The sequence below is a fragment of the Emticicia oligotrophica DSM 17448 genome, assembly GCF_000263195.1.
GTDB lineage: Bacteria > Bacteroidota > Bacteroidia > Cytophagales > Spirosomataceae > Emticicia > Emticicia oligotrophica.
Window position 1 is genome coordinate 3,787,908 of sequence record NC_018748.1, and the last position, 12,993, is coordinate 3,800,900.

Annotated in this window: 11 protein-coding genes; 6 read left to right on the forward strand and 5 right to left on the reverse strand. The window is 35.9% G+C overall.

The annotated features are described in order from the left end of the window. Window positions 1–19: 19 nt before the first annotated feature. Window positions 20–1,489 (forward strand): NADH-quinone oxidoreductase subunit N, encoded by a 1,470-nt coding sequence (locus tag EMTOL_RS15635; RefSeq protein ID WP_015030278.1) that lies wholly within the window; start codon window positions 20–22, stop codon window positions 1,487–1,489. Between the two features lie 179 nt (window positions 1,490–1,668). Beyond that, window positions 1,669–3,561 (forward strand): amidophosphoribosyltransferase, encoded by a 1,893-nt coding sequence (locus tag EMTOL_RS15640; RefSeq protein WP_015030279.1) that lies wholly within the window; start codon window positions 1,669–1,671, stop codon window positions 3,559–3,561. An 83-nt stretch (window positions 3,562–3,644) separates the two neighbouring features. On the opposite strand, the gene EMTOL_RS22510 is transcribed toward EMTOL_RS15640, so the two are convergent. Next, entirely contained in the window at window positions 3,645–3,788 is a 144-nt protein-coding gene (locus EMTOL_RS22510; RefSeq protein WP_156510984.1) for a hypothetical protein, read from the reverse strand. Between the two features lie 176 nt (window positions 3,789–3,964). Between EMTOL_RS22510 and EMTOL_RS15645 the strand changes: the two genes are divergently transcribed. The 4 genes from EMTOL_RS15645 (at window position 3,965) to EMTOL_RS15660 (ending at window position 7,120) form a co-directional block, all read left to right on the forward strand. Then, on the forward strand, window positions 3,965–4,723 hold the full coding sequence (locus EMTOL_RS15645; protein ID WP_156510985.1) for a hypothetical protein: 759 nt from the start codon (window positions 3,965–3,967) through the stop codon (window positions 4,721–4,723). Between the two features lie 76 nt (window positions 4,724–4,799). Continuing rightward, the gene (gene hemH, locus EMTOL_RS15650; RefSeq protein ID WP_015030282.1) at window positions 4,800–5,816 is read left to right on the forward strand and encodes a ferrochelatase; all 1,017 of its coding nucleotides are present in this window, start codon (window positions 4,800–4,802) and stop codon (window positions 5,814–5,816) included. Window positions 5,817–5,829: 13 nt separating this feature from the next. Further along, window positions 5,830–6,075 (forward strand): hypothetical protein, encoded by a 246-nt coding sequence (locus EMTOL_RS15655; protein ID WP_015030283.1) that lies wholly within the window; start codon window positions 5,830–5,832, stop codon window positions 6,073–6,075. Between the two features lie 16 nt (window positions 6,076–6,091). Next, window positions 6,092–7,120: an LLM class flavin-dependent oxidoreductase gene (locus tag EMTOL_RS15660; protein WP_015030284.1), complete on the forward strand. Its 1,029-nt coding sequence runs from the start codon at window positions 6,092–6,094 to the stop codon at window positions 7,118–7,120. A gap of 40 nt (window positions 7,121–7,160) precedes the next feature. Here EMTOL_RS15660 and EMTOL_RS15665 read toward each other — a convergent pair whose 3' ends face one another. The 4 genes from EMTOL_RS15665 to EMTOL_RS15680 form a co-directional block, all read right to left on the reverse strand. Continuing rightward, window positions 7,161–10,097, reverse strand: a complete 2,937-nt coding sequence (locus tag EMTOL_RS15665) for a reprolysin-like metallopeptidase (RefSeq protein WP_015030285.1) — start codon at window positions 10,095–10,097, stop codon at window positions 7,161–7,163. 39 nt (window positions 10,098–10,136) lie between these two features. Continuing rightward, the gene (locus EMTOL_RS15670; RefSeq protein ID WP_015030286.1) at window positions 10,137–11,309 is read right to left on the reverse strand and encodes an aminotransferase class V-fold PLP-dependent enzyme; all 1,173 of its coding nucleotides are present in this window, start codon (window positions 11,307–11,309) and stop codon (window positions 10,137–10,139) included. A 138-nt stretch (window positions 11,310–11,447) separates the two neighbouring features. After that, complete coding sequence (locus EMTOL_RS15675) at window positions 11,448–12,254, reverse strand: hypothetical protein (RefSeq protein ID WP_015030287.1); 807 nt, start codon at window positions 12,252–12,254, stop codon at window positions 11,448–11,450. A 16-nt stretch (window positions 12,255–12,270) separates the two neighbouring features. Beyond that, window positions 12,271–12,963, reverse strand: coding sequence for an SRPBCC family protein (locus EMTOL_RS15680; RefSeq protein ID WP_015030288.1), 693 nt, complete (start codon window positions 12,961–12,963; stop codon window positions 12,271–12,273). Window positions 12,964–12,993: the final 30 nt, after the last annotated feature.

Below are 12,993 nucleotides of genomic sequence, written 5' to 3' on the forward strand. Positions count from 1 at the left end.
ATCCAACAGAAGAAATTCAATGCTCGAAAAATTATCACATATTCTTTTTAGCTCACGTGTCTTATTGCCCGATTTACTATTTGGTTTAGTGTTTCTGGTGATAGTTGCGGCAATAACATTTTTACAAAAATTTGATAACGAACGAATTTATGTACTATTTAATGTGCTCATTATAAGTATTTTGTTGAGTGTAAGTTGTGTGTTTTATACCTTCTGGGGATTTTATAAGCAATATTTTGAGTCGGGTAGTGTTCTTTTTGGGCAGTTGATTTATTTAGATAGTACAAGCTTATTTTTTAAGTTAATTATAGCAATTTCGGCAGTTGCTGTATTGATTCATGTTTTGGTGGTAGGATATAAAGTCGTTGGAGAATTTTATGCCATTTTTTTAGCATTAGTGTGGGGTTTATTTATTATGACAATGACAACCAATTGGTTGATGCTCTACGTTTCGCTCGAAATGGTTTCAATTTGCTCCTATATTTTGGTCGTTTTTAATAAAGGAAAAAATAATACTGAAGCAGGAATCAAATACCTTTTGTTTGGAGCTACAAGTTCGGCCGTGATGCTCTATGGGATTTCCTTGCTTTATGGAATGACTGGTACTTTAAACTTTGTTGGACAAGAGTTTGCTACTTTCTTATCGCAAAATCCAACATGGGTTGCACAAATAGCTGTATTTATGACAATCGGAGGGTTATTATTCAAACTCTCAGCAGCTCCATTTCATAGTTGGACACCCGATGTATATGAAGCTACACCTACACCTATCGTGGCTTTTTTATCCATTGCTCCCAAAGCAGCTGTGATTCTGGTTCTAATTCGTTTTTATTCTTATTTAGCAATTGATTTCAAGCTTTTACTTTCGGTAATAATAATGGCTTCAATTACCATAGGAAACTTATCAGCTTTATGGCAAACCAATACGAAGCGTCTTTTAGGCTACTCAACAATTGCTCATGCCGGATTTATGCTTGTTGGTTTATTGGCAACCAGTGAGATTGGTGTTAAATCGGCTATTTTTTATGTGGCTACCTATGGATTTATTACACTTGCCGCTTTTCTTCTGATAGATTTACTAGCACTAAAAACTGAGAGTTATGAGTTAGAAAGTTTGCGAGGTTTGGGCCAAGAGAATATATTCTTGGGTTTAGCTGCGGTGGTTGTTATGATTGCATTAGTTGGCTTGCCTCCAACGGTTGGTTTCACGGGAAAGCTATTGATTTTTACGGCACTTTGGGAATCATACCAAACTTCAAAAAGTATTTTGTTGATGATTGTATTAATTTTTGGTCTTTTAAATACTGCTATTTCAATATTTTTCTACATCAAGATTCCTTATTATATGATTTTTAAAGAACCCAAAATTGGCGTTCGTTATTATCAAATTGGAATCGTTAGAAAAGGAGTCCTTTTTGTTTTCTTATTTTTTATCATCTATTTATTTATTAATCCAAGTAGTTTATTAAATCTCATTGAAGGTTTATAGCACTTTCTTATCAGATTGAAACTATTCTAAGAATTTATTTGCTTTATTTTATAGTAATTCACTTAATTTTGATACCGTTTGTTAAAGGACTTAATATTCTCATAACAAATAGAACTTTTTCTTTGCAAGGGACGTATATTCTTTAGAACTTTGCATCATCAAACTCTCCAAAATTCTAAATGAGCGACGCAATTAAACACGAATGTGGCATTGCCCTTGTTCGACTTCGCAAACCACTCCAATACTACATCGATAAATACGGTACACCCCTCTATGGCATCCAACGACTTTATGTTTTGATGGAAAAACAATCAAATCGTGGTCAGGATGGAGCAGGCGTAGGAAATGTAAAACTAGATGTACCTCCGGGGCATCGTTACATTAGCCGCTATCGTTCAGTTGAAAATCGTCCAGTAGTCGATATTTTCAGCAAAATCAATGAAAAATACAAGGAGGTTCTTCGTAACAATCCTGATAAGTTTAAAAACGCTCAGTGGTTACAAGAAAATTTGGCGTATTCGGGTGAGGTTTGGTTAGGGCACCTACGATATGGTACTCATGGCAAAAACGAAATTGAAAACTGTCACCCAATGTTACGTCAGAGCAACTGGCGTAGCCGAAATATGTTGGTAGCAGGAAACTTTAATATGACCAATGCCGAAGAACTTTTCCGTAAATTGATAAAACTCGGGCAACATCCAAAAGATACAGGTGATACAGTAACGGTCATGGAAAAAATTGGTCACTTCCTCGACGAAGAAAACCAAAGAGTATTCGACCGTTTCAAAGGAATCTACGAAAACCCCGCACTTTCTGATATTATCGAAGATAACATGGATTTGCCACGCGTATTACACCGTGCTTGTCGTGATTTCGATGGCGGTTATGCTATGGCGGGAGTAACTGGTTTTGGAGCGGCATTTGTGGTTCGTGACCCAGCGGGTATTCGTCCGGCATACTACTGGGCGAATGATGAAGTGGTAATTGTGGCTTCAGAAAAACCAGCAATCAAAGCAGCTTTTAATGCAAATTATGAAGATATCAAGGAAGTTCAACCAGGAAATGCCTTGATTATTGATAAACACGGTGAATACAATGAGTTTCAGATTATGAAACCTTTGGAGCGAAAATCTTGTAGTTTCGAGCGTATATATTTCTCTCGTGGTTCAGACCCACAAATTTATGAGGAACGTAAGAAATTAGGGCAATTATTGATTCCACAGATTTTACAGGAAATCAATTATGATTTAGAAAATACTGTTTTCTCATACATACCAAACACGGCCGAGAGTGCATTCTTTGGTATGGTGGAAGGATTGGAACAATATTTAGCTGATTGGCGATTAAAACGAATTACGGATGGTAATTTATCTTCGGAAGAAATCAAAAAAGTACTTTCTTTCCGTCCAAGAATCGAAAAATTAGTGTCGAAAGATGTGAAACTTCGTACCTTTATCACCAACGATGATGAACGCGATGAAATGGTTTCACATGTTTATGAAATGACCCACGAAGTAATTCGTAAAGGAATTGATACAGTTGTATTGATTGATGATTCAATTGTAAGAGGAACTACCCTTGAGAAGAGTATCTTGAAGATGCTCGACCGTTTAGGTCCGAAGAAGGTAATCATCGTATCTTCTGCACCACAAATCCGATACCCAGATTGTTATGGAATTGATATGTCGAAGATGAAAGAATTTGTTGCATTTAGAGCAATGCTTGAACTTCTTCGTGAAAACGGCATTGAATATCTGAAGCAAGAAGTGTATGCTCAAAGTGTTGGTGCATTACAAACAGATAATGCATATGATGAGAATTTCGTAAAACAACTTTATGATAAATTTACTGATGAAGAAATTTCTCAGAAAATTGCTCAAATAGTTACTCCAGAAACCATGAAAGCTGAAGTGGCTATGATTTATCAAACAGTTGAGAATTTACATAAAGCATGCCCTGGCCATTTAGGAGATTGGTATTTTACTGGTAATTACCCAACCCGAGGTGGAAATAGAGTTGTTAATCGTGCATTTGTTAACTTTATGGAAGGCAAGCTAGTGAGAGCTTACTAAGAGATTGGCACCTATAAAAAAACACCGCCAATAGCATTTAGATATTTCTTGATGGCTATTGGCGGTGTTTTAATTAAAAGGTATTATTTCTTTTTCTTCTTTGTAGGTAGTGTAAATACATTATTTGTTACTTCTTGCATGCCTATTACTCGTAGAACATCAAGAATGTTCACCGTTTCGTTAGAAAGAGGCATTGTAGTTGTCGATGAGATAGAGGATGTGTTCATATTTGTATTATTTAATAATATGTTAGCAAAGTTAATAATAAAAGCGAAAATTCGCAAATTGATTTTGTGTTATTTATTAAACGGCAATTAAAAAAAGTAAAATAGGATTATTTTAATATTAAATAAAATTTAATCATTTGATTTTAAACCCTTTATCAATAAATTCTATGAAAAAAATGTTTGTTTTTGTAGTACTATTCTTTAGTATTCAGGTATTAAAAGCACAGGAAACGTCAGATTCTAAGGCCCTTGAAATTGCAGATAAAGTAATGGAGGCCATGGGTGGACAAAAGGCTTGGGATAATACTCGCCATATCACATGGAACTTCTTCGGTGCAAGACGACTTACTTGGGATAAATGGTCAGGTAATGTAAGAATTGATAATTTAAGAGATAATTCGGTTACTTTATTGAACATCAATACCGAAACGGGTAGAGTGTATAAATGGGGTGCGGAACAAACTAACCCAGACTCTTTGAAAAAATACATCAAAGCTGGTAAAGGTGCCTGGATTAATGATTCTTATTGGCTGACAATGCCTTTCAAATTAAAAGATAATGGAGTAACCTTGAAGTATTTGGGTGAGGGAAAGACAGATGAGGGTAAAGATGCTTATAATTTGCAATTAACTTTCAAGGAAGTTGGTAATACTCCAAACAATATGTACAAAATTTGGGTTGAAAAGGAAAGTAATCTGATGACTCAATGGTCTTATTATGCAAAATCGACTGATGATAAACCAGGTTTTACTCGTCCATGGACAGAGTATAAGTCTTATGGTAAGGTGCTATTATCAGGAGAACGTGGTGACCGTGATTTAACTGAAATTAAAGTATTTGAGGCTTTACCTGAATCAATTTATACTGATTTCAAAAAGCCCGACTTTAGTAAAGCAAAAGATTATAACAAGAAAAAGGATAAAATTGAGTTTTAAATTAAGAATTAAGGATTTAGAATGATGTATTACAACTACTCATTTAATATTCTTTATTCTTCATGAAATTGAAGAAATGGTTGGAAAAACTGGAGTTTTAATCGTAAATTTAGGCACACCTGATAGCCCAAACGTGCCAGATGTAAGGAAGTATTTACGTGAATTTTTAATGGATGGTCGTGTAATTGATTATCCTTTCATTCCTCGCTGGATGTTGGTTAATTTAATTATTGCACCGTTTCGTTCACCAAAATCGGCAAAAGCTTATAAAGAACTGTGGACAAACGAAGGTTCTCCACTCAAAGTTTATGGAGAGGCAAACGAACTCCAACTGCAAGATGCTTTAGGTGATGAATATGTGGTGAAATTGGCAATGCGTTATCAGAGTCCAAGTATTGAGTCGAAATTGAAAGAATTTCAACAAATGGGCTTGAATAATATCATTGTAATTCCGTTTTTTCCACAATATGCTTCTGCCACGACGGGTTCGGTGTATGAAGAAGTCATGCGAATTATAACTAAATGGCAAGTAATTCCAGAAATAAAATTTGTTAATTATTTCTATAATCACCCAAAATTTGTGAATGCGTTTGCCGAAATGGGTAAAAAACATTTGGCAGAGCATGACTATGACCACGTGATTTTTAGTTATCATGGTATTCCAGCCCGCCAAATTCGAAAGGGAGATTGTACAGGAAATACTTGTAAGCTAGGTACTTGTTGTGATTCTATTTCTGCTTTAAATCAACATTGTTATCGTGCCGAATGCTTCGAAACTACTCGATTATTGGTGAAAGAACTAGGCTTAAAAGAAGGTACTTATACCACTTGTTTCCAATCAAGATTAGGTCGTGAAGAATGGATTAAACCTTACACCGAAGATTTAGTAAAAGATTTAGCTAAAAAAGGAGTGAAAAAGGTTTTAGCTTTCTCTCCTGCATTTGTTGCTGATTGTTTGGAAACAACTTTAGAAGTTGGTGATGAATACAAAGAGCTTTTCGAAGAAAATGGTGGTGAACATTGGCAGCTCGTAGAAAGTTTGAATGATTCAGACGCTTGGATTGAATTATTAACAGATTTAGTGAAGAATTAACTGTATTTGACTAATGGCAAAGAAACTCATTACTGAATTTACTGACCAAGAATTAGTAGATGAACTGAAGAAAAGAAAAAGAGAAAGAATTGTTTTCGCTGTATTGATGGGAATTCTAATTGGCTGTGCCGTTTGGAGTGCAACAAACAAGGGCGGATTTTGGACCTTTGCTATTCTTGCTTTAGTTTTATTTATGGGTAAGAAAAATTCAGGTAGAGTTGAGGAAGTAGTCAATGAGTTGAATAACAGAAAGCAATAATGTTTCAAAAGGTATAATGGAAATAGGAATAGATAGCTTTGCAGCAGTTTTAAAAAATAATCAAGGTGAGACTATAACCCCCGTTCAGTCAATTAATGAATTGCTTGAGCGAATGGTTAAAGCTGACGAAGTTGGATTAGATGTATTTGGAATTGGCGAACATCATCGAAAAGAATTTCTCGATTCTGCACCAACGATGATTTTAGCTGCCGCTGCTGCTCGAACTAAGCGAATAAAGTTGACAAGTGCCGTGACGGTTTTAAGTGCAATTGACCCTGTCAGGGCTTTCCAAAACTTTGCAACACTCGACTTAATATCTCAAGGTAGAGCTGAAATGGTTGTAGGGCGTGGTTCTTTCATTGATGCATTCCCTTTGTTTGGTCTAGACCTAGAAGATTATGATGAATTGTTCACTGAAAATTTAGATTTATTACTTAAAATTCGTGAAAATGAAGTATTGAATTGGAAAGGAAAGTTTCGTCCTGCTTTATATAATCAGGCAATATACCCACGACCTTTACAGCAAAAACTGCCAATTTGGATTGGTGTAGGAGGTACTCCACAGTCATTCGTACGTGCGGGTATGTTGGGCTTACCATTGATGGTAGCTGTAATTGGCGGAGAAACCCATCGTTTTAGACCATTGATTGATTTATATCGAAAAGCAGGTTTAAAGGCTGGATTCGCTCCAGAAGAATTGCAAGTGGGCCTACATTCCTTAGGCTATGTTGCAGAATCTACTGAACAAGCTATCGAAGAATTTTATCCGGGGTATGCAGAAATGTTTACCAATATTGGAAAGGAAAGAGGTTGGCCACCAGTACAGCGTTCGCATTTTGATTCTCAGACTGGAGAACTAGGAGCTTTTCTTATAGGAAATCCGCAAGAAGTTGCTGAAAAAATTCTTCGTCATAGTGAAGCTTTAGGAGGAATAACGAGGGTCACTTTCCAAATGGATAATGCTGGTCTAACTCACGAAAAGCTTATGAATGCCATTGAACTCATCGGAACCCAAGTAGCACCAATTGTGAATCAGAATAGTTAATGAAAAAGCCCAATTCTTAAATTAGAATTGGGCTTTTTTCTTAGTTACTACACCCTTGAATTTGTGCTAAAAATACACTGCCATTTTGTGCTTCAAATCCATTATTTAATGAAATAGAATTGCCTGCCTTATAGGTGGTTTTTGCTGGCGAAATAATTTTATTAGTTGCAATAATTGTTTGTATTGTTTGAATGGCATTTGTACCCGACGAAAAATTTGAGGTAAGTGTAGAAGAAGTCGGTGCAAGAATTACCTGGCTCGTAGCTATTCTTGTACTTTTACAACTACCGTTTTCACATGAGGAATAATAGGTCGTTGCACTCGCTGGTGAGTTTGAAAACCCAGTTCCAGTACCCAAAACAGTGTTTCCAGTAGCTGAATTGTACCACGTAACAGTACCAACAGAGCAATTGGCGGTCAATGTAACGGCAGTCCCCGGGCAAATGCTTGAAGCATTTACCGCTACATTTGTAGGGGTAGTGGGTTGAGTGGTTACATTTACTTGATTTGTTGCCACTCTCGTACTTTTACAACTACCATTTTCACATGCGGAGTAATAAGTGATATTACTTGCAGGTGATTGTAAGAATCCTGTTCCAGTACCAAGAGCACTAACTGCAGTAGAGGAATTATACCAAGTAACTGTACCAACGGTGCAGGTTGCATTTAAAGAAACGGCAGTACCAGAACAGATACTTGTCGAGCTAACCGAAACGTTAGTTGGAATACTAGGTTGAGTGGTTACATTTACTTGGTTTGTTGCTACTCTACTACTGGGACAGTTTAAAGCTACACAAGCAGCATAATAGGTTTTATTGGCAATCGGTGATTGGCTGAACCCAGTTCCAGTTCCAAGCAAATCACTTCCTGCTAAGTCACTGTACCATGAAACGGTTCCAGTTGCACAAGTAGCATTTAATGTAATAGCTGTTCCTGAACAAATATTTGTACTACTTACTGATACACCAGTAGGTGAGTTTGGAGCAGTACATGGTGTAATTGAAAAATTATTGTTGGAGATATCAAAAAAAGCTTTGCCTGTGCCTTTTACCATTATTCGTGCAGTAGTTGTATTAATGTTTGGCATTGTAACACTAGCAGAACCATTATTTGGTACATTAGATGCAAGTGTGGTTGGGTAGGTCAGCCCCCCATCGGTTGAGAGTAAGATGTCAACGTTTGTACAGCTAATCGGAGCTATATCAGTACTTGCAACTGCCCATGTAACTGTTTGAGTACTAAAACCTGTATAACTAATTCCAGTTGTATTGGGTGAATTCACAACGAATGGCCCTGCGGTTCCATCAACTGTCAAAACAATATCAACACGGTCATTTGTGCCACCACCAGTGGCATTATCCCGAACAACTAATCTAAAATTAAGTGTGCGTGCAACTGTTGGTAAAACTTCCCAAGTTGGTGAAACATTAGCTACTAAATCACTCAGCTTTGGAAAGTAGCGAGTACCGCTACTTACAGGAGAAAAACCTCTAAAACTTGGGCCTCCAGTTGCTGTTCCAACGGGCGGTTGTGTAGCTACTTGCGTATCCATTTGATCCCAACAATAAGTTAAAGAAGCGTTCCCGTCGGGGTCAGTTGCAAGTCCTGAAAGCATAAATGGGGTGCTTTTGGGAATTGTTTGACTTGCTGTGTTGGAATTAATTGTTGGTTTTGCATTCGTATAGGCGGGTTTTGTGGCACAAGAATTTCCCGAGCCTGTAATAAAAGTGAGCATTTCGCTTAAACTTCCTCCGTGAAAGTGAGCATCGCTATTATTTTGAACATTTGGTGAACAAATACCAGCATAACCCATAATACTGTAGCCACTTCCAGGCTCAAATGCGGTAGTTGAATTACGATTGCAATTGTTATTTTGGGTATGATTTCCGCCAAATTGATGTCCCATTTCGTGTGCTACATAATCAATATCAAAAGCGTCGCCAATGGGTGCTCCAGAGCCGGTTACACCCCCACCTTTAAAAGAACTACATGGAACTCCCAAGTAGGCAACTCCACCTCCACCAGTACTAAAAACGTGTCCAATATCATAGTTTGCACTACCAATTACCGAATTTAAGTTATTGATATTTTCCGATAACATCGTACCTCCATCATCATTTGTGTAGGGGTCTGTAGCTGCATTTGTGTAAACAACTAAGTTATTATTGGCAACAATATTCATTTTTACGGCAAAATCTCTCAAGAAAACGCCATTCACACGATTCATTGTTGTTACTTGGGCAGCTAAGGCCAGAGCCACTGTGCCGCCATGAAAAGCTGTGTATTCTCCAGTAGCAGCCAGTGCAAGGCGATAATTACGTAAAACACCGTCTCCGATTTGAGTATTGGTAATATTAGGTGATAAAATCCTATTTTGTTTAGGATTAGTTGGGGTATCAATATTAACACTATGAATTTGAGGGTCGAAGCTACAGCTAAATGCTTTTTTTGAGGTATAATCTCGTTTATCATAAGCTATGTAATGCTCAATATTACCACGGCTATAAGGGTCAATAAAAAATATTCCTTCTGTAGAAAAAATCATTCCATGAAAGCCTGAGGATGTGAAATCAAAACGGCCGCTAATGCTAGGATTATTAATACTGTAACCAGCATAAGTTTTTATTTCGGGAAATTTGGCAGCAAGCCCTTCTTCCATGATTGGAGATTCTACTATAAAGAAAGGTTCTATTTTACCATCAGGCATTGGGATTTCCAAACTAATTGCTGCAAGTCTTGCAGAAGCTGAATTTTCTAAAGGAGCCTTACTCAAAGATGTTTTTAATGCATTAACATTTAATTTAAATACCTTGTATTTTTCGGGGATAATAAATCTTTGTCCTACAACCGTAGGTTCGAGTGCTAATGATTCCCAGATTTTATTTTGTGCATATCCTACTTGCTGGCTAAAGAGGAAAAAAAACAAAATGACTTTTAGACTACGTTTACAAATACTGATTTTTGTTATTAAATACATGTATGAAAGTTTTATAGCTATAAAGGAATTTGAAATAAGTTATAAACTATTTTTTAAAACCTCAACCAATTTCCATAAGTCAGCTTCAGAATTATAAATATTTTGTGATACTCTAATCGCAACGCCACGATTGGAAACTATAATTTTATTTGCGGCAAGTTTATCTGTAAATGATTGATTATTAATCTCTTTTGGTAAAGAAATGCCTAATAAATGATTGGCTCTATTTTTACTTTCTTCAACCCAACAACCTAATTCTTGAAGTGCTATTAAAGGTTTTTCAATGATTTCTGAGCAATATGATTGCATATTTTCTATTCCCCATGCCAATAGCTGTGTTAGTGAATCTTCAAACATGGGCACTTGAATAAATTGTGAGTGCTCCCCCATATTGTAGCGTTGAGCTTTGGGGCGGTAAGCTCGCTCATAACGAATAAGTTGGGCAAAATTATCACTATCTTTTCGATGCATCCACGACTCCTCAACTGGAACTCCTTCATCAAAAAACTCACCAAAATAAGCTGCTCCAATACTATAAGGCCCTAAAAGCCATTTATACCCAGCACAAATAAGTGCATCAGGTTGAATTTTTTGAATGTCAAAATCTAATATTCCAACTGATTGAGTACCATCAATAATCAATAAGGCACCAACTTCTTTGCAACGCTTCGAAACGGCTTTCAAATCGAATTTTACACCATAAATCCAATGAATGTGAGGCATAACCACCATGGCTGTTTCGTTGTTAATACCTTCTAAAACAGCTTGATTCCATAGTCCACCACGATTCTCTAAAACTTCTGGTTTAGCTATTGTTTTATAGACTAAATGATGTTCTTGACAAACTCGGTCGAAAGCATATACATTATTCGGGAATTCATCTTGAATCTGTATAATGTGTGTTTTATTTTTAAGATTTGGCAAGCGATGTACATTATGGGCAACTACTGCCATCCCATAAGACACAGAGGAAATGATGGCAATTCGCTCATAATCAGGCTCATTTATAATTTGAGCAAAAAGCTTTTGTACTTTTTGAGGTAACGTAAAATGGTCTGAGCCTTTTATTAGGTGAGTATTTGATGCTTTGAGATTAATTCCTTCGATTCCTCGTTGAACAGAACTTCTGAGGGTAGGAGAGTAGGCCGCTCCATTGAGGTAAGTTATACTTTCATCGAGCGAAAATAAGTGTTTTTGGTTGGTTAGGGTCATTTGTTGATTAAGGAATTGAAGTGTTTGGGAAATAGTTAAATGTAAAATTAAGTTAAAAAAAAGATATCGTCATATTTTACAGTTTAATGATTTAGAAATTTATTTTTTGGTCAATTTACTATGAATTAAGTAATCGATTTATTTACCTCCATTAACACTTTCGTAATATTTATTCAATGAATTTAATTTTGAATATCCACCTAACAAAACCTTTTTAGCCGATTCTGAAATCTCATTCCACGACAGATTTTTTTCAGGAGTAATGCCAAAAAGTGTTTGATTGATATAGTTTACTTGAATGGGTAAAATTCGATTAGGTAAGCTACTACCAAATTCACCGATGTAGCCAATAGGAGAGGAAAGAAGTAGCCTAAATGTTATTTTATTCAAGTCTAATTTTTCAAATTGGTCAGTTTTATTTATTAATAGAGGAGGAACTAACTCCGCTGAATGACTGAGCATTCGCATTAAACCGCCCAACATCAATAAAACTTTTGCGATTAAAACAGCATTTGTTATTTCCCAAAGTTGGATAGTAAAAACTGCCCCAAAATAGGTCAATAAACCAATAACTATAAAAGCAATTCCGAATTTTTTATCACCAATTAAAACTGACTGAATAACTATCATTGTTAATGCAGCGAAGGGTATAGTCCAATGCCAACTTTCAAAAATAACAAACCATAAAACAGCTTCGATAATGATTGTAGAATGAGTGATGCGTGTAGCCCAAGTGGTATGCAAAAGAACATAACCAATTGATTGATAGTCTAAATCAATATTAGTTTGTGGTTTGAAAACATTATGTAATGGTAAAAACATTCCTACTATTCTATCGGGAAGGAGGTTGCATAATATATATAGTACAACCGTGGCAATTAAGGTAATTGTCCAAATTTGATTAATAATTGCTTCTTTATCAGATAGCCAGTTGAAGATTTGCATTTTAATTAATTTCGGTTTATTGATATTTGATTTTCAGGGCAGAATTTTGAGCAGCTGGGAGTTTTTGATGTGCATTTGTGCCTCCTTTTTCAAAAAAAGAAATGATATTTTCATATTGATAAATGAGATATTGAGGCATTACTAAATTCATCATAAAGTAAGGGAAAAAACCACCTTGGTTTTCTCTATCAATAAATACTAGTTGACTTGAATCATCAGGATTAGCTTCAAATAAATGTCCACCCCACCAATCAATACGCTCGTAGCCATTAGGTACAGGAATTTCGTCCCAAATAATTGACCTAAAACAGGTTTGAATTGTTTTTTTATCAACTATTCTTGACCATTGAATATACAATAAATCACGTTTTGAAATAAATGGTTTATTAGGGTTAAATTGTTGATAAATGATTTGTGTATTTTCGTCAATTTCTTTTACAAGATACCCACCTGTGTATTCTGATGTCCAATAATGGTGATAATCAATCATTTTATTGATAAATACATCAAAAACTTCGTGGTGATTGGCCGCCACCTTAGGTAATCGCCATTTGAATAAATCGTTTTTATCGTCGGGAAAAGATTGCTGCCAAATTGTAATGTCATTCTTTTGACTTCGCTTTTTCCATCCATCATCAGAAGCCATCAAGGCCAAGTCTTTATCTTGCCATTTTTCTTTATTTGTCTTCCACTCATCTAATGTTATCATATAAGCTACATTTTAAATTAAGATTGTACC

What these genes read in the sequence shown, in the direction of transcription:
- EMTOL_RS15635 (WP_015030278.1), top strand. Translation starts at nt 20, where the DNA reads ATGCTCGAAAAATTATCACATATTCTTTTTAGCTCACGTGTCTTATTG.
- EMTOL_RS15640 (WP_015030279.1), top strand. Translation starts at nt 1,669, where the DNA reads ATGAGCGACGCAATTAAACACGAATGTGGCATTGCCCTTGTTCGACTT.
- EMTOL_RS22510 (WP_156510984.1), bottom strand. Translation starts at nt 3,788, where the DNA reads ATGAACACATCCTCTATCTCATCGACAACTACAATGCCTCTTTCTAAC.
- EMTOL_RS15645 (WP_156510985.1), top strand. Translation starts at nt 3,965, where the DNA reads ATGTTTGTTTTTGTAGTACTATTCTTTAGTATTCAGGTATTAAAAGCA.
- hemH (WP_015030282.1), top strand. Translation starts at nt 4,800, where the DNA reads ATGGTTGGAAAAACTGGAGTTTTAATCGTAAATTTAGGCACACCTGAT.
- EMTOL_RS15655 (WP_015030283.1), top strand. Translation starts at nt 5,830, where the DNA reads ATGGCAAAGAAACTCATTACTGAATTTACTGACCAAGAATTAGTAGAT.
- EMTOL_RS15660 (WP_015030284.1), top strand. Translation starts at nt 6,092, where the DNA reads ATGGAAATAGGAATAGATAGCTTTGCAGCAGTTTTAAAAAATAATCAA.
- EMTOL_RS15665 (WP_015030285.1), bottom strand. Translation starts at nt 10,097, where the DNA reads ATGTATTTAATAACAAAAATCAGTATTTGTAAACGTAGTCTAAAAGTC.
- EMTOL_RS15670 (WP_015030286.1), bottom strand. Translation starts at nt 11,309, where the DNA reads ATGACCCTAACCAACCAAAAACACTTATTTTCGCTCGATGAAAGTATA.
- EMTOL_RS15675 (WP_015030287.1), bottom strand. Translation starts at nt 12,254, where the DNA reads ATGCAAATCTTCAACTGGCTATCTGATAAAGAAGCAATTATTAATCAA.
- EMTOL_RS15680 (WP_015030288.1), bottom strand. Translation starts at nt 12,963, where the DNA reads ATGATAACATTAGATGAGTGGAAGACAAATAAAGAAAAATGGCAAGAT.